Origin of the sequence: Candidatus Pelagibacter sp. Uisw_121 (assembly GCF_047722545.1) — a bacterium.
In the GTDB taxonomy this organism is placed as follows: domain Bacteria; phylum Pseudomonadota; class Alphaproteobacteria; order Pelagibacterales; family Pelagibacteraceae; genus Pelagibacter.
On record NZ_CP159816.1, the window covers coordinates 1,044,223 to 1,063,443 of the forward strand.

Consider the following 19,221-nt stretch of genomic DNA (forward strand, 5'->3'; position numbering starts at 1 on the left):
GTTTTATAGATAATGCAAAATACTTATCAAGATTTAATTACTGAAATCCAAAGTAAAAACCCAGAAATTCACCAGAAACTAGAAGGTGGACAAAAGTTTAAACTTGTAACAGATTTTAAACCAGCGGGTGATCAACCTGAGGCAATTAAACAATTAGTTAAAGGTGCAAATAAAGATGAGTTAAGTCAGGTTTTACTTGGTGTAACTGGTTCTGGAAAAACTTTTACAATGGCTCAAGTTATTGAAAGAACTAATCGACCCGCTCTTATACTTGCTCCCAATAAAACATTAGCAGCTCAACTTTATGGAGAGATGAAATCATTTTTTCCAGAAAATGCTGTTGAATATTTTGTATCTTACTATGATTACTACACACCAGAAGCATACGTTCCAAGATCAGATACTTATATTGAAAAAGAAGCATCTATTAATGAACAAATAGATCGAATGCGTCACTCGGCAACAAGATCACTGTTAGAGAGAGATGATGTAATTATCGTATCTAGTGTTTCTTGTATTTATGGACTGGGTTCAGTTGAAGCTTACAGTAAAATGACCTTAAGTTTAAAGAAAGATTATGATTATAATAGAGAGCAGTTAATAAAAACCTTAGTACACTTGCAATATAAAAGAAATGATCAAAGCTTTTATAGAGGTACCTTTAGAGCAAGAGGTGAATACATTGAAATATTTCCATCACACCTTGAAGATAGAGCATGGAGGCTAAGTTTATTTGGAGATAAATTAGAAAAGATTGAAGAATTTGATCCATTAACAGGAGATCTATTAAAAGATTTAGATGTTATAAAGGTTTATGCAAACAGTCACTACATCACTCCAAAACCAACTATCGAACAAGCAGTAATAAAGATTAAAAGAGAATTAGAACTTACTCTTAAGAAATTTAAAGAACAAAATAAATTATTAGAAGCTCAACGTTTAGAAGAGAGAACAAAATTTGATTTAGAGATGATTGAAGCTACTGGTTCTTGTGCGGGTATTGAAAATTATTCTAGATTCTTATCAGGACGAAAACCTGGAGAACCACCTCCTACTCTTTTTGAATATTTTCCAGACAACACACTTATTTTTGTAGATGAGTGTCACGTAACGGTTCCACAATTAAATGGAATGTATAAAGGAGACAGATCTAGAAAAAGCAATCTTGCAGAATATGGTTTTAGACTGCCCTCTTGTATGGATAACAGACCTCTTAAATTTGAAGAATGGGATGCAATGAGAACGCAAACAGTTTTTGTGTCAGCAACACCTGGTCCATGGGAATTAGAGCAAACTAAAGGTAAGTTTGTTGAACAAATAATAAGACCTACCGGCTTAATTGATCCACCAGTTGAGATAAAACCAGCTAAGAATCAAGTTGATGACTTGATGTATGAATGTAAAAAAACAATTGATAAAAATTTTAGAGTATTGGTTACAACTTTAACTAAAAAAATGGCTGAAGATTTAACTGAATACTTTCATGAAAATGGTATTAGGGTCAGATATCTACACTCAGATATTGATACACTTGAGAGAATAGAAATCATGAGAGATCTAAGACTAGGAGTATTCGACGTCTTGGTTGGAATAAACCTTTTAAGGGAAGGACTTGATATTCCTGAATGTGCATTAGTTGGAATTTTAGATGCAGATAAAGAAGGATTTTTAAGATCTGAAACTTCGTTGGTTCAAACCATAGGAAGAGCAGCAAGAAATCTTGAAGGAAGGGTTATTCTTTATGCTGACAAAGAAACAAAAAGTATAAAAAAAGCAATTCAAGAAACAGACAGAAGAAGAGCAATTCAGGTTGCCTATAATAAAAAGCACAACATTGATGCAACCTCAATTAAAAAAGAAATTAGTGATGTTTTGGAAAGTGTTTATGAAAAAGATTATTTAAAAGTTGGAACAGGTGACAATATTGGAGGCAATTTAAAGAAACATCTAAAACAACTGAATAAAAGAATGAAAGATGCTGCAACAAACCTTGAATTTGAAGAAGCTGCAAAAATTAGAGACGAAATAAGAAACCTTGAAGCGTCAGAGTTAGAAATTGTATTAAATCCAAAAGTAAAACACTATAATCAAGAAAATAGAGTGTATCCAAAAGGTAGATCAAAGATGGGCTTACCTGGTACAAGAGCACAAAAAGGTAAGAAAAAATGGAAGCAAACAAAATAATTATCACAGGAGCTGCAACAAGAATGGGTGCTGCTATTGCAAAGAAACTCTCAGGTCCAAGAGTTGAAATGGTTATTCATTACAATAGATCTAAATCTGAAGCTGAAAAATTACAAAAAGAATTGTCAAAAAATAAAACAAAAGTTTATTTAGTAAAGGGTGATCTTGCAAAAGAACAAGATTTAAAAAAAATTATAAAATTCTCAAAGTTAAAATTAAAATATTTTGATTGTTTGATTAATAATGCTTCATTATTTGAAAATGACAGTCTTAAAAATTTCTCCTCTAAAAGCTGGAACCAACATATTGATGTAAATTTAAAAGCACCCGCATACCTTACAAAAGAATTTTCAAAAAATGTTAAAGGTAAAAATAACAATATTATAAATATAATTGATCAAAGAGTTTTTAAGTTAACTCCCTTTTTCTTTTCTTATACTTTAAGCAAAACAGGGCTTTATACTCTAACAAAAACTAGCGCTATGGAATTAGCTCCAAATATAAGAGTTAATGGAATTGCACCAGGGCCTACTATTAAAAATAAAAGACAAAGTAACATGCATTTTAAAAAACAGTATTCAGCAACCCCTTTAAAACAACAGGTAAATGTAAAAGACATATGTTCTGCTGTTGACTTTTTTATCAAAAACAGTTCAATTACAGGTCAAGTAATAGCAATAGATAGTGGACAAAGTTTAAACTGGCAAACACCAGAATGTGATTGGAAAAGAATGAAAAAAAATAATCTAAAGATTGTAAAAATAGATAAAAATAAAAGTTTATTTAATTATGAAAAAAAAATTCTTATTAAAGAATTAACTTTAGATTTAAAGCTTGGTTATTACGATTTTGAAAAAGAAAAAACTCAAAAAGTAAAATTTAGTTTAGAGATAGATTATGAAGATAGAAAACCAACAAATGATAAAGATATTAAATCAATTGTTAATTATGGTCAGGTTGTAAGATTAATTACAAAACTTGCAAAAAAGAAACATTATAATTTTTTAGAAACACTTGCTGAAGATGTCTTTGATGTATTATTTAGAGACAAACGAATTGGAAAAATTATGCTTCAAATTGAAAAATTAGAAATTATAAAAGAATGTGCCTCTGTTGGTATTCAAATTACCAAAAAAAGAAGTCATGAAAAGCTCTGAATTAGGCAAAGACGTAATTAGAAAAGAGCTCCCATTAATTCCTAAAAGCCCTGGAGTTTATCGAATGCTCGATCATAAAGATGTGATTTTGTATGTAGGCAAAGCAAAAAACCTTCCTAATAGATTAAAGAGCTATGTAGCTGAAAAAAATCATATCATTAGAACAGCAAGGATGCTCTCTCAAACTTTTAAGTTAGAGATAACGACTACTGCCAATGAAAGTGAAGCCCTTCTTTTAGAAGCTAATTTAATCAAAAAACATAAACCTAAATTCAATATATTGCTTAAAGATGACAAATCTTTTCCCTTTGTTTTCATCAGTAATAAAGACCAATGGGCACAAGTTACAAAACATAGGGGCAAAAAAGATAAAGAAGGATTTTACTTTGGACCGTTTGCTTCAGCAGGAACTGCAAATTGGACCATTAAGATGCTTCAAAAAATATTTCAAATTCGAGTTTGTGATGATAGCACCTTCAAGAATAGAAAAAGACCCTGCATTCTTTATCAGATAAAAAGATGTTCTGGTCCTTGTGTCAATTATATTGATAAAGAAGATTATAAAAAATCAGTAGATCAAGCAATCCAGTTTGTATCGGGTAAATCAAGAGATATACAAAAAAATCTATCTAAACAAATGGAGGAAGCCAGCGAAAAGCTGGATTTTGAAAGAGCTTCTATTTTTAGAGATAGAATTAAATCCTTAAATATAATTCAATCGTCACAAAGAATTAATGAAGCCAATCTAGTTGATGCTGATGTAATTGCTGCCTATAAAGAGTCTGGCAAAACCTGTATTCAAGTATTTTTTTACAGATCCAAACAAAATTGGGGTAACCAAGCTTATTTTCCAAAACATGATCCTGACCAAGACATATCTGAAATAATGTCCTCCTTCTTAATGCAATTTTACGAAAATAAGAATGTTCCAAAATTAATTATTATTAATACAGAAATTGAGGACAGGAAATTAATTGAAGAAACATTAAGTAAAAAAGAAAGTAGTACAATTTCTATTAATATAGCAAAAAAAGGTACTAAAGCTAAAGTGATCGCTATGGCAGAAAAAAACGCCAAAGAATCACTTAATAGAAAAATTTATGAAACAAACAATAATAAAAATTTATTTGAAGGCGTGGCTAAAAAATTTGATCTTAAAGATGGCCTAAACTTAGTTGAGGTTTATGATAATAGTCATATCTCAGGAACTAATAGTGTGGGCGCTATGATTACTTTTGGAAATGAAGGATTTGTTAAAAAAAGATATAGAAAATTTGATATTAAAACAAAAGGAGCTGAACAAGATGATTTTGCAATGTTAAAAGAGGTTCTTACTAGAAGATTTAAAAGAGCAATGTTAGAGAAAGGAAATTATTTAACCCTTCCTGATTTAATTTTAATTGATGGTGGTAAAGGTCAATATTCAGCTGCCAAAGAAGTATTGGATGAATTTGGTTTACAAGATCTTCCCATGATTGCTATTGCTAAGGGTAAATTAAGAAATAGTGGTGATGAAACTTTTTTCTATAAAGGAAAATCATTTAAATTTGATAAGAATGACCCCACCCTCTTCTTTATGCAGAGACTGCGTGATGAAGCACATAGATTTGCCATCACCTCTCATAGAGCAAAAAGAGCAAAAGGAATTACAAAATCCTTATTAGATCAAATTGATGGTATTGGATCGATCAGAAAAAGAGCCCTATTGAACCATTTTGGCTCAGCTAGAGCAGTAGAATCTGCAAGTTTTGATGAGATTAAATCAGTTGAAGGTGTTGAGGAAAAAGTTGCAAAAAAGATATATAACTTTTTTCATGAATAATTATGCTTAAAAAAATTCCAAATATTTTAACAATCGGTAGGATAATAATTGTACCCTTTTTTGTTCTAGCATTTTATTTGCCAGGTTTTTATGGTGATTTAACTGCATGCGTATTATTTGTAATTGCTTCATTTACTGATTTTTTGGATGGAATGTTGGCTAGAATGATGGGTGAAGAGTCTAAGTTAGGTGAATTACTTGATCCTATAGCAGATAAAATTATTGTTGCTACTGCGCTTATATTGCTTGTTATGAGTGGAACAATTAAACATTACGAGGTTATTGCTGCAATTATAATACTTACAAGAGAAATACTAATTTCTGGCTTAAGAGAATTTCTAGCTAGAGGGCAAATTAAATTACCAGTAACTAATTTAGCTAAATTAAAAACTTTTTTACAAATGGTTGCGATAGCTTTTTTGCTGACAGGTGAAACAGGTAATAAAATTTTAAACTTTCAAGATTATAACGCTCAAACTATTGGCATAATCCTACTTTGGCTTTCGGCATTTTTAACTTTATATACAGGTTATGAGTATTTAAGAAAAGGTATTGACCATGCAATATCTGAGGATAATAAGAAGTAAATAATCTATTTTTTTCTAACTAAAGCTTGATAGTTTTCATTTAAATCAATTATAGTTTCACAAACTTTGAATTGATTATCTGCAATACATGATACGGGTGTTACTTCTGCAGCTGACCCAGTTAAAAAACAACCAACAAAATCTTTTAGTTCTTCTGGTTTAATTTTTCTCTCATTAATTTTAATTCCTTTGGATTTTGCAATCTCAATAACTGTTCTTCTTGTTATTCCATCTAAAAAACAATCTGGAATTGGAGTGTGTATTTCTCCATTTTTATCTTTAAAAAAAACATTTGCTCCAGTTGCCTCTGCAACATTTCCTTCATGATCTAGCATTAATGAATCTGTATAACCTTGCTGTTCTGCTTCATGTTTTGATAATGTATTAATCATATATAGGCCCGATGCTTTAGTATCCCACGGTATTGTGTTTGGTGCTGGTTTTCTCCAATTTGAAATATTTAATTTAATCCCATTAACTTTTAATTTTGGATCAAAATAAGAACCCCAATCCCAGGTTGCTACAGCAACATGAATTTTTGTTTGTTGTGCAGAGATTGCCATCATTTCACTACCTCTCCAGGCCATTGGTCTTACATAGCCATCTTTTATGTTTTGAACTGAAATAATTTTATTACATGCATCATTTATTTCAGTTTCTGAATATGGCATTGTAATTCCCATTCTTTTAGCTGAATAAAAAAGTCTTGTGGTGTGCTCTTCTAATTTGAATATTGATCCGTCATAAACTCTTTCTCCTTCAAATACGCAGCTAGCGTAATGCAATCCATGATTTAAAATATGAATTTTTGCATCAGCCCAATCCACAAGATCGTTATTATACCAGATTTTACCAGATCTTTTATCGTAGGGTATCATGTATGAAATAATTTAAATTTTTTCCTAAAATTATCTTTGTATCTATAATATGTCAATATAACTTACCCATAATGAAAGAACTTTTATATTTAAAGGACACTCAGTTAAAGCAGTTGATTGAAAAGTTGTTTACAAGTTATCGTGAGTCTTTTTCAGATGCCAAGAAAACCTTGAATAAATACTCTATAGGTATAGCTCACCACAAAGTTTTACATCTATTATCAATGTATAAAGGGATTACAATTTCTGATCTATTAAAGAAATTAAAGGTTACCAAGCAGAGTTTGAATAGAGTTTTAAAAGATTTAATTAAACTTGATGTTGTTTTTTTTGAAAAAAATCAACAAGACACAAGAGTAAAACACATTTTTTTAAATGAAAAAGGTGAAAAAATTTTTGACGAAATATTTTCGACACAAAAAAAAAGAATTTATAATGCTCTTTTAAATTCAAGTTCAGATCAAGTCCTAAACTTTGATAATGTTTTAAAGAAAATAATTAATGAATGATTTTGTGGCCCATATTTTAGTAGTAGATGATGATGAGGGAATTAGATCTCTAATTAAACAATATTTGAATGAAAATAATTTTCTGGTCACTACATCAGATAGTGCGGAAAATGCTGAAGAAAAAATTTCAATAATTAAATTTGATTTAATTGTTTTGGATGTAATGATGACAGGTAAAAGTGGCCTTGATTTTATCAAGCAAAATAAATCTAAGATTGATACTCCTATAATTTTATTAACAGCTAAAGGAGAAGCTGAAAATAGAGTTGAAGGTTTAGAGGTAGGTGCTGATGATTATTTACCAAAACCTTTTGAGCCAAAAGAACTTACTTTAAGAATAAAAAATATTTTGAATAAAACAAAAAGAAATGATGAAAAAAGAATTATAACCTTTGATAATATTAAAATTGATCTTAACAAACTTTTAATCATCAAAAATGACACTGAATATAAAATAAATAGTACTGAAAAAATTATATTAGAAAAAATGATTAATAATCCTGGCAAAACTTTTTCAAGAGAGGATATTGGCAAGCTAACTGATCTTGATAAAGAAAGATCAATAGATGTAATAATTACAAGACTTAGAAAAAAAATAGAAATAGACCCAAAAAATCCAAAATACTTACAAACCTTAAGAGGAGCTGGTTATGTCTTATGGATTGAATAATTTTATAAAAAATTTACTACCCAAAAGATTATTTTATAGAGCTTTATTAATCGTAGCAGTACCAATAATTGTTCTTCAAGTAGTCATAACAATTGTTTTTTTTGATAGTCTTTGGATTAAAACAAATAAAGGTATGACAAGGGCATTGATTGGTGAGATGAAAACATTGATGGTGGCTCATGATAATGGAAAATATAATAATAACGACTTGTCAGGCTTATTTTCAATTTATTTAGATCTTAATGTTGAGTTTAAAAAAGATGATTCATTTGAAAAACCTCAAAAAGAAAGATGGTTTAGCCCAATAGATAGAACGCTAAGAAGAGAGCTGAAATCTAATATTGGCAATAAAAATTACTGGTTCGATACAACGAGTTATAAAGAACTTATTCATATAAATATTAAACATAACGACGGTTACTTCGAATTTTTTATCCCAAAAGATAGAGTGGCAAGTTCATCTGCTAGAATATTTGCTTTATGGATCACTCTACCTGCTTTACTAATGATAACCATAGCCATACTATTTCTAAAAAATCAAACCAGACCAATTATAAACCTGGCTAAAGCTGCAGAAAAATTTGGTAAAGGAGAAAATATTGATGAGTACAGACCATCAGGAGCCTTAGAGATCAGACAAGCTGGTTTAGAATTTGATAAAATGAGAAAACGAATAATGAGACACCTAAATCAAAGATCTGAAATGTTATCTGGTATAAGCCACGATTTAAGAACACCCCTAACAAGACTAAAACTTCAGCTTTCTTTTATGAAGGATGAAGATTTATCAAAAAAAATGTCTTTAGATATAGATGAAATGGAAAAAATGCTTAATGAATATCTACAGTTTACAAGTTCTTCTTATTTAGAAAAAAATGAAACCTTTGATATCTCTGAATTAATCGAAATCACAATAAATAAATATAATAACGATAAAATAACTAAAGAAATAATTCCAAGAGTTTATATGAATGGAAGAAAGAGTTTAATACAAAGATCTTTAAATAATTTAATTGATAATTCAATTAAATATGCTGAAAATATAAATTTTCATCTATCCAAAAAAGACAATAACATAATAATTACAATTGATGATGATGGAGTTGGCATTCCTAAAGAAGAGTTAGAGAATGTTTTTAAACCATTTTATAAAATAGATAAAAGTAGAGGAGATTCTAAATCTAGTGTTGGACTTGGATTATCAATTGCATCTGACATAATCAAATCCCATGGGGGAAATATTTTATTGGAAAAATCTCCTTTAAACGGTCTTAGAGTTAAGATTTTTTTACCTTTGTAAATTTTTTATTTGGACTTTTTTTTTTCTAATTTGTTAATTTTTTTTTCTAGATTTTCAACTCTTTTAATTAATATATCTGTTTCTTCTTTACTGGTTAGTTTCATTTTAAAAATGATTTCATCTCTTTTAGATCTTAAAACATTTATGATTTCAGAGCTCAAATCTTTATAAGAAATAAGTCCCTGTTCAAATAGTTTTGTTAATTTATCAATTACAAATTTTGATTTTGTCATATATTCGTTTATAAAATTAATATACTTTATACGTAGTTTTTTAAAAATGTTTATTAATAATTTTGACCCAGTTGCGTTTCAAATATTTTCATTAGAAATCAGATGGTATTCCTTGGCTTATATTATAGGTATTTCACTTGGTTGGCTTTATTGTAAAAAAAAATTAATTAAAGACTCTCATATTCTTCAGCTATTTGATGACTTCATAACCTATCTCATTATAGGTATGATTTTGGGTGGTCGACTTGGATATATATTATTTTATAATTTAAAATATTATTTAGATAACCCTATTGAAATATTGATGGTTTGGAATGGAGGAATGTCATTTCATGGTGCTTTAATTGGAATTATAATTGCATCAATATTGTTCTCAAAAAAAAACAATACCAATTCGTTTATATTTTTAGACTTAGTTGCCATATCTGCTCCAATTGGAATTTTTTTTGGCAGAATTGCCAATTTCATAAACTCAGAGCTTTACGGAAGAGCCACAGATCTTCCTTGGTCAGTTCAATTTGTTCTAATAGACAATATCAAAAGACACCCATCTCAATTATATGAGGCTTTTTTTGAAGGAATAATTCTTTTCTTTGTACTTGGGTATTTTTTTAAAAAAGATTATTTAAAAGTACCTGGAAAAATCTCTGCTTTATTCCTAATCTTTTATTCTTTATTTAGATTTTTTGTAGAGTTTTTTAGATCTCCAGATCCACAAATTGGTTACTTGGTTTTAAATCTAACATTAGGCCAATTGATAAGTATTCTTTTTTTCATAACTGGGGCTTACCTTTTATCCATAAAAAATGAAAATTAAGAATAATGACTCGTTTACTCTAGATAAGTTTATAGAGGAATCTCTCTATAACAAAAAATCTGGCTACTACATGAAAAAAGACCCCTTTGGCAAAAAGGGTGATTTCATAACTTCACCCAACATATCCATACTATTTTCAGAAATGATTGCAATTTGGGTGGTTTCATTTTGGCAAAATCTAGGTTGCCCTGAAAAGTTCAATTTAATTGAGTTAGGTGCTGGCAATGGTGAAATGATGAAAGTTCTAGTCGATACCTTTGATAAATTTCCAATATTTAAAAATTCTTGTCGCATTAAGATTTTAGAAAAAAGCAAATTACTACAGAAAAAACAAAAAGTTAATATCAATAAAAAAAATATTCAGTGGTTAAATGATTTAAGAGAATTGGATAATTTACCATGTATCTTTTTAGCAAACGAATTTTTTGACGCTTTACCTATTAAGCAATTCATAAAGAAAGAAAGAAAATGGTTTGAAAGACATGTTAGATTTTTTAACAATAAATTTGAATATTTCGACGTTCTTTTTGATATGGAAAAATTTGAAAATAAAATTAAATTTAAAATTGCAAAACAACAGAACTTTATTGAGTATTCACCACAATCAACTGATTACTTAAAAATTATTAACAATAAGATTGAACGTAATAATGGTGGAATTTTAATAATAGATTATGCTTATATTGATAAAAGAATGAAAAATACCCTGCAGGCTGTATCAAAACATAAATATTGTGATGTGCTAGAGGGGTTTGGTAATTCTGATATTACTTATAATTTAAGTTTCAATTTATTAAATAGAATAGTTAAAGAATTAAGCTCACTTACCTCAATGAATACTACTCAAGGTGAGTTTTTAACAAAACTTGGTATTCTTGAAAGAGCAGAAATATTGTCCAAGAAAATTTTATTTAGTGAAAAAGCTGATATTTATTTTAGAATAAAAAGGCTTATAGATAAAAATCAAATGGGTGAATTATTTAAAGTAATGTTAATAACAACAGATAAAAATAAATTTAAATTGGGGTTTTAAACTGATTAAGTCAAAGAAACTCAACAAATTTAAAAACTTACAGCACGCTTTCTTTAATAGAAAGGGTGGAAAATCTCTAGGTATTTTTAAGAGTTTAAATTGTGGTCCTGGATCTTCAGATAATAAAAAAAATGTTTTAAAAAATCTTCAAATCGTTCAAAAGAAAATTAAAACTAAGCTTAAAAAAATTATCTTACTTAAGCAAATTCATAGTAATAAATTTCATTTTATAGATAAAAATCTAAAACTTAAAAATTATAATTTTGAGGGAGATGCACTAATTACAAATAAAAAGGAATTTCCTATAGCCATATTAACTGCTGATTGTGCCCCAATACTAATATATGATGAGAAAGAAAAGATGATTGCAGCAATCCATGCTGGCTGGAAAGGCGCATTCAAAGGGATAATTAAAAAAACCTTAAATTTTATGATAAAAAAAGGGTGCGCCCCTAAAAACATTACTGCTGTTATTGGGCCATGTATTTCTGTAAAAAATTATGAGGTGAAAAAAGATTTTATTAAAAAACTCATCAAAAACGATGGAAAAAATAAAAAATTTTTTAAAAAAATTCAAAATAAAGATTTCTTTAATTTAAAAAAGTACATCCATTCTCAATTAAAGACCTTAAATATAAAGAAAATTGATATAATTAATAAGGATACATTTAATCCTAAAAATAGTTTTTTTAGTGCACGAAGATCTATTAGCCGCAATGAGAATGATTATGGTAGAAATATTTCTGTAATTATGATTAATTGATAATATCTCATGAAATTATTAACTGGAAACAGCAATAAACCTCTCAGCAAGAATATTGCAAAATATTTAAAATCTAAGCTTGTGAACTCAAGTATAAAAAAGTTTTCTGATGGAGAAATTTATATAGAAATTAATGAAAACATTAGAGGTAATAGTATCTTTATAATTCAGTCTATTTCATCACCTGCAAATGACAACTTAATGGAACTACTACTTTGTATTGATGCTTTAAAAAGATCTTCAGCAAAAAATATTACTGCTGTCATTCCTTATTTTGGATATGCACGACAAGATCGAAAAGTGGTACCTCGAACTTCTATTTCTGCAAAACTTGTTTCTAATCTAATTACTAAAGCAGGTGCTGATAGAGTTGTTACTGTAGACCTTCATGCTGGACAAATTCAGGGCTTTTTTGATATTCCTGTAGACAACTTATTTGCTACTCCAATTTTTGCAAGACATGCTAAAAAAAATATAAAAAGTAAAAATATTATTTGTGTTGCACCAGATGTTGGTGGAACTGAAAGAGCGAGAGCACTTGGTAAAATTTTAAATGTAGAGCTTGCTATTGTAGATAAAAGAAGACCTAAACCAGGTCAGTCCAAAGTTATGAATGTTATAGGAAATGTTAAAGGGAAAACTTGTATTATAGTTGATGATATAATTGATTCTGGTGGAACTATAGTAAACGCTGCGAAAGCTTTAAAGGATAGAGGTGCTAAGGAAGTTTATGCTTATATTACCCACGGAGTTTTAAGTGGAGAGGCAATAGATAAAATTAAAAAATCAGTTATTAAAAAACTGGTAGTAACAGACACAATTGACAATCATGATAAAATTAAAAATGTTAAAAATATAGAAGTTTTGCCTATTTCAGCCCTTATGGGTGAAGCAATTAAAAGGATCTCTAATTCAACATCTGTATCCGATTTATTTAAATAATTATCTTGAGTTATTAATAAACTTGCGCTAAAAGCCATCTTTTTATGAATTTACTTGATGCAAATACTAGAAACACTAAGTCAAAAGGAGATGTTCGTTCTCTTAGATTGGCTGGAAATATCCCTGGTATAGTTTATGGGGGACCAGATCAAAATCAAAAAGTTGCTGTATTAAAAAAAACATTAAAATCTTTAATAGAAAAAGGAAGCTTCTTATCAAATATAATAACTCTTAATTTAGATGGTAAGCCTCAAAATGTTTTACCAAGAGAAATTACTTATAACGTAATATCTGATGAGCCAACTCATATTGATTTTTTAAGAGTTGTCCCAGGTGTAAAAATTAGAATAGAAGTGCCTGTAGTATTTATTAACCATGAAACGTCACCAGGCCTAAAAAGAGGTGGTGTACTAAACATTGTGAGAAGAGAGATAGAATTAAAATGTCCTAGTGAAAAAATTCCATCTGCAATAACTATTGACTTAGATGGAGTGGATATTGGAGAAAGTTTCAAAATATCTTCAGTTAAACTAGAAGAAGGTGTTACACCAACTATTATTGGAAGAGATTTTGTAATTGCAACTTTAGCAGCGCCTACAGTTATGAAAGAGCCAGAAAAACCAGCTGAAGCTGAAGCAGAAGCAGCAGAAGATGGTAAAGAAGCAGCACCAGCAGCTGAGGGTGATAAAAAAGATGGCGACGAAAAAAAAGCCACTGAAGAAAAAAAAATAATCAACTTATCATAGTGAAGACTCCTAGATACGATTTAAAAAAAATATGCTTTTATTTGTAGGCTTAGGAAATCCAACACCCGATAGCGAAAACAACAGACACAATATTGGTTTCAAATTAATTGATGCTCTTAATCAAAAATTTGGTTTGTCTAAACAAAAACCAAAATTTAAAGGATTATTAACTACAGGTAATATTGAAGATAAAAAGGTTTATGCAATAAAACCATTAACCTTTATGAATAATTCTGGAATTTGTATAAGGGAATTAATTGAATACTTCAAAATTGATGCTGAAGATGTGATTGTCTTCCATGATGACCTTGACCTTGAATTTGGAAAAGTGAAAGCAAAATTTGCAGGATCAAGTGCAGGACATAATGGAATTGAATCTATAGATAAATTTATTGGTAAAGATTATTCAAGAGTTAGAATAGGAATTGGAAGACCCAAAACTAAGGCTGATGTTGCAGATCATGTATTAAAAGATTTTGATGAAGATGAAATGATACAACTAGAAAAAATTACTAAAAATATTATTGATTCAATGGCTATATTAATTGATAAAAAATTAGATTTATTCTCAAGCACTGTAAATAATAAATAATGAGTTTTAAGTGTGGAATTGTTGGCTTACCTAACGTTGGTAAATCTACACTATTTAATGCACTTACAAATTCTAGTAAGGCACAAGCTGCAAACTTCCCTTTTTGTACGATAGAGCCGAATGTTGGTGTGGTTCCTGTGCCAGATGAAAGACTAGACAAATTGGTAGAAATATCAAAATCAAAAAAAAAAAATTAATACTACTATTGAGTTTGTGGATATAGCCGGACTAGTAGCGGGCGCCTCTAAAGGTGAAGGCTTAGGAAATAAATTCTTATCTCATATAAGAGAAGTCGATGCAGTCATTCATATGATCAGATGTTTTGACTCTGATGATATTCAAAATGTAAACCCAACAGTTGATCCAATTAGAGATTTGGAAATTATTGAAACAGAAATGATGTTGGCTGACCTTGAGTCAATACAAAAAAGATTAGAAAAAAATAATAAGAAAAATGTAGATGAGGAGCAATTAAAAATATTAAAAATTGCTTCTGACTGCATAAATAATTCTAAAGATATTCAAATACTTTATGAACAATTTGATAAAAAATTAATAAGCCAAAGTGGTTTATTGTCTTTAAAGCCTAAAATTTTTGTATGTAATGTTGATGAGGCAAGTGTTCAAAATGGAAATAAATACACTCAAGCATTTATTGATAAATATGGTGAAAAAAATACCTTAATAGTTTCAGCTGATATTGAGAACCAAATAAATCAATTAGAAAATGAAGAAAAAGAAAATTATATGGAGATGATTGGATTAAAAAGAACTGGTTTAAATATGTTAATTCAAAAAGGTTACAATATTTTAGAGCTAGACACTTATTTTACATCTGGGCCTGAAGAAACTAGAGCTTGGACTATCCAAAAAAATTGTACTGCACCAAAAGCAGCTGGTGAAATCCATACTGATTTTGAAAAAGGTTTTATAAGAGCTGAAACAATTGCTTATGAAGACTTCATAACTAATGATGGTTGGGTCAATTCAAAAACAAATGGAAAAATGAGACTTGAAGGAAAAGATTATATTGTCAAAGATGGCGATATATTAAACTTCAGATTCAATACGTGACCAAATTTTCTTCATACTAAAGTAAACTAGAATAGTTAAAATAATTAAATACAAGATAGCCTTAAAGCCCATCTTGTGTCTGCTTTCTAAATGAGGTTCAGCTGCCCACATTAAAAATGTCGTAACATCTTTTGCCATTTGTTCTTCTGTGGCCTTTGTACCATCGCTATATTCTACAGCATCATCCATTAAAGGTTGTGACATTTTAATTTTATTACCATACATATATTTATTATAGTAAACTCCATCATCAAGCGTTACACTACTCGGTGGATCTTCATAACCTAAAAGAACTGAGTAAATATAATCAACCCCACCAGTTCTAGCTTTTGCTAGCACAGACATATCTGGTGGATAAGCTCCTCCATTTGCTGCTTGTGCGGCTTTAACATTTTCAAACGGCATTACAAATTTATCTGATAACTTAGCGGGTCTTACAAACATTTCTCCATCATTATTTGGTCCATCTGTAACTTCAAAACTTGCAGCTATTGCTTTAGCCTGCTCTTCAGTAAACTCTGGTCCACCTTGCTCAAATAAGTTTCTATAACTTACATACTTCATTGAATGACAGCCAGCACAAACTTCTGAATAAACTTGGTACCCTCTTTGCAGGGCCCCTCTATCAAATTTTCCAAATAATCCCTTAAAACTCCAATCTGTTTTTAAAAGATCAACTTTTTCTGCAGCATTAACTGTAAGAGTTCCTACTAATAAAAAAATGATTGAATAACTAATTTTTAAAATATTTTTCACTAAATTAATTTAAACTTTCTTTTTTTTTAACAGCTGATGCCATTGGCATCCCTCCAAGTACTGGTTCTGTAATACTTAAGGGTAAAGGTATGGTTTTTTCTTTAAATCCTAATACCGGTAAGATTATTAAAAAGTGAATAAAGTAGTAAGCTGTAGCAACCCTAGCAATCAATAAGTAAAGTCCTTCAGCTGGCATTGCTCCCACGTAACCTAGAACTAATACATCCACTACTAGTATCCAATAAAATTGTTTGTAAAGAGGTCTAAATACTGCTGATCTAATTTTTGAAGTATCTAACCAAGGCAGTGCAGCTAAAATTAAAATTGCTGATAGCATTGCAACTACTCCCATTAACTTATCAGGAACTGATCTTAAGATTGCATAAAATGGCAATAGATACCACTCAGGAACTATATGGGCTGGTGTAACCATTGGGTTTGCTTCTATATAATTGTCCGCATGTCCTAAAATATTTGGTGAATAAAAAACGAAAAATGCAAATACAATCATAAACATTAATAATGCAAAGCCATCCTTGATCACAATATATGGATGGAATGGTACTGTATCCTTAGAAGGCTTTTTAACATCTATTCCTACTGGATTATTGTTTCCAGGAACATGCAAAGCCCAAATATGAAGAACCACTAAGCCCAAGATTAAAAATGGTATTAAGTAATGTAACGTGAAAAACCTTGTTAAAGTTGGGTTATCTACAGAATAACCTCCCCACAACCAATTAACTATTCCTTCGCCTACTAAAGGTATTGCGCTAAAAAGATTTGTAATAACTGTTGCTCCCCAAAAACTCATCTGACCCCATGGTAAAACATAACCCATAAATGCTGCTGCCATCATTAAAAGGTAAATTATTATTCCAATAATCCAAATTATTTCTCTTGGAGATTTATATGATCCATAAAACAAAGATCTAAATATATGAATATAGACTGCTAAGAAAAACATTGAAGCACCGTTTGCGTGAATATATCTTATTAACCAACCATAGTTTACGTCTCTCATGATATGCTCAACACTTTCAAAAGCCATGTCAGCATGAGCAATGTAGTGCATTGCTAAAGTTAAACCTGTAACGATTTGTGTAATTAAACAAAAAGTTAAAATCCCACCAAATGTCCACCAATAATTTAAATTCTTAGGTGTTGGGTAATCAGTTAAATGACTAGCAAGTGATAAAAGTGGAAGCCTGTCATTAAACCATTTTCCAAATTTTGAACTGGGGACGTACTCGTGATCACTCATAATTATTTATTATCCAATTTTAATTGTGTTGCTGTTGACAAATTCATATTTTGGAACTTCCATATTTGTTGGGGCAGGACCTTTTCTAATTCTTCCAGAAATATCGTAGTGTGAACCATGACAGGGGCAAAACCATCCATTATAATCACCTTTGTCATTTAAAGGTACACAGCCCAAATGAGTACAAACCCCTACCATAACTAACCATTCAGGATCCTTTACTCTATCCTCATCTTTTTGAGGATCTTTTAAATCTTCTAATTTTACAGCTCTTGCTTCAGCTATTTCTTCAGGAGTTCTTCTTTTAATAAAAACTGGTTTTCCTCTCCAAAGTACAGTGATTGTTTTTCCAGATTGAACTGAACTTACATCAACTTCTGTGCTAGCTAATGCTTTAACAGAGGCATCTGGGTTCATTTGATCAATTAGTGGCCAAACAACCGCTCCTACCCCAACAGCTCCTACAGCATACGAGGCAGTAAATAAAAATTCTCTTCTTTCAGGTTTTTTTTCAGACATCTTTTATTTTTTGTATATTGTTATCTAATATATGATTTCATATAAGAAAAAAGTTTTTTTTCCACTGAAACAATGACACATAAAACATGAATTTGAGACCTAAAATAGCCTTATATGAACCTGATATTCCTCAAAATACAGCTGCTATTATTAGAACATGTGCGTGTCTGGGCGCTGATTTAGAAATAATTGAGCCATGTGGTTTTTTATTTAGTGATAAAAGATTTAAAAGAGTTGTGATGGATTACATGGATGAAAAAATGATAAAATTTTATCAAAGTTCAGATGAATTTTTTAAATCAAAAAAAGATGAGAGGGTAATATTGTTAACAACTAAATCATCAGACTCTTATGTGGCGTTCAAATTTGAGAGTAATGATACACTATTATTTGGAAGAGAAAGTGCTGGTGTACCAGATCATGTTCATAATTTAATTAAGCATAGGTTAAAAATACCCATGATGGACAATAAAAGATCTTTAAATATAGCCTCTTCAGTTGCTATAATTCTCTCAGAAAATTTAAGGCAAACTAACTTTAATAAATAATGGATAAAGAAATTAAAAAAAAACTTGCTTCTAATTGGTTTAAATTGCTACAGAACACAATTTGTAACGATATTGAAAAACTAGAAGGTAGGAAACTAAAATTTAAATCTAAAACTTGGAATAGAAGTGAAATTAAAGATGAAGGTGGCGGAGAGTTTAGAATTTTAAAAAATGGTAAGATTTTTGAAAAAGTTGGTGTAAATTTTTCAGAAGTGCATGGAACGTTTTCAAAACAAATGAGTAAAAAAATCTCAGGTGCTTCTAAAAATCGAAATTTTTGGGCGTCAGGAATTTCTGTTGTAATGCATATGAAAAACCCTCATGTTCCAGCAATTCATTTTAACACAAGGTTTATCTATACAACGTATGGATGGTTTGGTGGTGGTATGGATGTAACACCTTGCATTCAAGATCTTAAAGAAAAAAACTTCCTCTATGACGAATTAAAAAAAATGTGCGATCGACATGATAAAAAATTCTATAAAAAATATAAAAAGTGGTGTGATGAATATTTTTATTTACCACATAGAAAAGAAACAAGAGGAATTGGTGGTATTTTTTTTGATTATAAAAAAAATGATTGGGAGAAAGATTTTAAATTTGTAACAGATCTTGGAGTTACCTTTCAAATGCTATTTAACTCTTTGATACAATTGAAATACAAAAAGAAATGGACTGTAAAACAAAAGGAGATACAGTATATTAAAAGAGGTAGATATGCTGAGTTTAACTTACTATACGATAGAGGAACAAAATTTGGTTTACAAACAGACGGCAATGTTGAGGGAATATTAATGTCTTTACCACCAATAGCAAAATGGAATTAA

General features: G+C 29.7%; 20 protein-coding genes and 2 pseudogenes. 17 read left to right on the forward strand and 5 right to left on the reverse strand.

The window, feature by feature from the left end; genetic code table 11:
* The first annotated feature begins 12 nt into the window (after window positions 1-12).
* From uvrB to pgsA, 5 genes and pseudogenes are all read left to right on the forward strand, one after another.
* Window positions 13-2,184: an excinuclease ABC subunit UvrB gene (gene uvrB, locus ABXT52_RS05545; protein ID WP_415271575.1), complete on the forward strand. Its 2,172-nt coding sequence runs from the start codon at window positions 13-15 to the stop codon at window positions 2,182-2,184.
* A pseudogene (locus ABXT52_RS05550) lies at window positions 2,166-2,919 on the forward strand (SDR family oxidoreductase). Before uvrB ends, ABXT52_RS05550 begins: the two are co-directional and overlap by 19 nt.
* The gene (locus ABXT52_RS05555) at window positions 2,916-3,341 is read left to right on the forward strand and encodes a dihydroneopterin aldolase (RefSeq protein WP_415271576.1); all 426 of its coding nucleotides are present in this window, start codon (window positions 2,916-2,918) and stop codon (window positions 3,339-3,341) included. Before ABXT52_RS05550 ends, ABXT52_RS05555 begins: the two are co-directional and overlap by 4 nt.
* Window positions 3,328-5,163 (forward strand): excinuclease ABC subunit UvrC, encoded by a 1,836-nt coding sequence (gene uvrC, locus ABXT52_RS05560; RefSeq protein WP_415271577.1) that lies wholly within the window; start codon window positions 3,328-3,330, stop codon window positions 5,161-5,163. Before ABXT52_RS05555 ends, uvrC begins: the two co-directional genes overlap by 14 nt.
* Before the next feature lie 2 nt (window positions 5,164-5,165).
* Window positions 5,166-5,750: a CDP-diacylglycerol--glycerol-3-phosphate 3-phosphatidyltransferase gene (gene pgsA / locus ABXT52_RS05565; protein WP_415271578.1), complete on the forward strand. Its 585-nt coding sequence runs from the start codon at window positions 5,166-5,168 to the stop codon at window positions 5,748-5,750.
* Window positions 5,751-5,755: 5 nt separating this feature from the next.
* Here the strand turns inward: pgsA and ABXT52_RS05570 are convergent, their stop codons facing one another.
* Entirely contained in the window at window positions 5,756-6,628 is an 873-nt protein-coding gene (locus ABXT52_RS05570) for a branched-chain amino acid aminotransferase (RefSeq protein ID WP_415271579.1), read from the reverse strand.
* 71 nt (window positions 6,629-6,699) lie between these two features.
* Here ABXT52_RS05570 and ABXT52_RS05575 point away from each other — a divergent pair, with 71 nt between their 5' ends.
* Genes ABXT52_RS05575 through ABXT52_RS05585 form a run of 3 tightly spaced genes read left to right on the forward strand, consistent with a single transcriptional unit; the run spans window position 6,700 to window position 9,107 of the window.
* A complete protein-coding gene (locus ABXT52_RS05575; RefSeq protein WP_415271580.1) occupies window positions 6,700-7,137 on the forward strand; it encodes a MarR family winged helix-turn-helix transcriptional regulator in 438 nt (145 codons plus the stop codon).
* Window positions 7,130-7,807 (forward strand): response regulator, encoded by a 678-nt coding sequence (locus ABXT52_RS05580; protein ID WP_415271581.1) that lies wholly within the window; start codon window positions 7,130-7,132, stop codon window positions 7,805-7,807. Before ABXT52_RS05575 ends, ABXT52_RS05580 begins: the two co-directional genes overlap by 8 nt.
* Window positions 7,788-9,107 (forward strand): ATP-binding protein, encoded by a 1,320-nt coding sequence (locus ABXT52_RS05585; protein WP_415271582.1) that lies wholly within the window; start codon window positions 7,788-7,790, stop codon window positions 9,105-9,107. Before ABXT52_RS05580 ends, ABXT52_RS05585 begins: the two co-directional genes overlap by 20 nt.
* Window positions 9,108-9,112: 5 nt before the next feature.
* Here ABXT52_RS05585 and ABXT52_RS05590 read toward each other — a convergent pair whose 3' ends face one another.
* The gene (locus ABXT52_RS05590) at window positions 9,113-9,340 is read right to left on the reverse strand and encodes a hypothetical protein (RefSeq protein WP_415271583.1); all 228 of its coding nucleotides are present in this window, start codon (window positions 9,338-9,340) and stop codon (window positions 9,113-9,115) included.
* Window positions 9,341-9,386: 46 nt separating this feature from the next.
* On the opposite strand from ABXT52_RS05590, the gene lgt reads away from it, so the two are divergent.
* From lgt to ychF, 7 genes and pseudogenes are all read left to right on the forward strand, one after another.
* Window positions 9,387-10,157, forward strand: coding sequence for a prolipoprotein diacylglyceryl transferase (gene lgt, locus ABXT52_RS05595; protein ID WP_415271584.1), 771 nt, complete (start codon window positions 9,387-9,389; stop codon window positions 10,155-10,157).
* Entirely contained in the window at window positions 10,147-11,190 is a 1,044-nt protein-coding gene (locus ABXT52_RS05600; protein ID WP_415271585.1) for an SAM-dependent methyltransferase, read from the forward strand. The genes lgt and ABXT52_RS05600 overlap by 11 nt, the downstream gene beginning before the upstream one ends.
* Before the next feature lie 4 nt (window positions 11,191-11,194).
* Complete coding sequence (gene pgeF / locus ABXT52_RS05605) at window positions 11,195-11,953, forward strand: peptidoglycan editing factor PgeF (RefSeq protein WP_415272528.1); 759 nt, start codon at window positions 11,195-11,197, stop codon at window positions 11,951-11,953.
* A gap of 9 nt (window positions 11,954-11,962) precedes the next feature.
* Window positions 11,963-12,895, forward strand: a complete 933-nt coding sequence (locus ABXT52_RS05610) for a ribose-phosphate pyrophosphokinase (RefSeq protein WP_415271586.1) — start codon at window positions 11,963-11,965, stop codon at window positions 12,893-12,895.
* A 44-nt stretch (window positions 12,896-12,939) separates the two neighbouring features.
* Window positions 12,940-13,641: a 50S ribosomal protein L25/general stress protein Ctc gene (locus ABXT52_RS05615; protein ID WP_415271587.1), complete on the forward strand. Its 702-nt coding sequence runs from the start codon at window positions 12,940-12,942 to the stop codon at window positions 13,639-13,641.
* A 31-nt stretch (window positions 13,642-13,672) separates the two neighbouring features.
* Window positions 13,673-14,233, forward strand: coding sequence for an aminoacyl-tRNA hydrolase (gene pth / locus ABXT52_RS05620; RefSeq protein WP_271486918.1), 561 nt, complete (start codon window positions 13,673-13,675; stop codon window positions 14,231-14,233).
* Window positions 14,233-15,307: pseudogene (ychF, locus tag ABXT52_RS05625) on the forward strand (redox-regulated ATPase YchF). The gene pth and the pseudogene ychF overlap by 1 nt, the downstream one beginning before the upstream one ends.
* Here the strand turns inward: ychF and ABXT52_RS05630 are convergent.
* From ABXT52_RS05630 to petA, 3 genes are read right to left on the reverse strand one after another with little or no spacing between them, the layout of a single operon-like run.
* Window positions 15,284-16,063 (reverse strand): cytochrome c1, encoded by a 780-nt coding sequence (locus ABXT52_RS05630; RefSeq protein ID WP_415271588.1) that lies wholly within the window; start codon window positions 16,061-16,063, stop codon window positions 15,284-15,286. The pseudogene ychF and the gene ABXT52_RS05630 sit on opposite strands and share 24 nt — an antisense overlap.
* Before the next feature lie 4 nt (window positions 16,064-16,067).
* Window positions 16,068-17,327 carry a cytochrome b gene (locus ABXT52_RS05635; RefSeq protein WP_011281470.1) on the reverse strand — a complete coding sequence of 420 codons (1,260 nt, stop codon included), beginning with the start codon at window positions 17,325-17,327 and terminating at the stop codon, window positions 16,068-16,070.
* Window positions 17,328-17,336: 9 nt separating this feature from the next.
* The gene (gene petA / locus ABXT52_RS05640) at window positions 17,337-17,846 is read right to left on the reverse strand and encodes a ubiquinol-cytochrome c reductase iron-sulfur subunit (RefSeq protein ID WP_415271589.1); all 510 of its coding nucleotides are present in this window, start codon (window positions 17,844-17,846) and stop codon (window positions 17,337-17,339) included.
* A gap of 86 nt (window positions 17,847-17,932) precedes the next feature.
* Between petA and ABXT52_RS05645 the strand changes: the two genes are divergently transcribed.
* Both ABXT52_RS05645 and hemF read left to right on the forward strand, forming a co-directional pair.
* Window positions 17,933-18,394 carry a tRNA (cytidine(34)-2'-O)-methyltransferase gene (locus tag ABXT52_RS05645; protein ID WP_415271590.1) on the forward strand — a complete coding sequence of 154 codons (462 nt, stop codon included), beginning with the start codon at window positions 17,933-17,935 and terminating at the stop codon, window positions 18,392-18,394.
* Window positions 18,394-19,221, forward strand: coding sequence for an oxygen-dependent coproporphyrinogen oxidase (gene hemF / locus ABXT52_RS05650; RefSeq protein ID WP_415271591.1), 828 nt, complete (start codon window positions 18,394-18,396; stop codon window positions 19,219-19,221). The genes ABXT52_RS05645 and hemF overlap by 1 nt, the downstream gene beginning before the upstream one ends.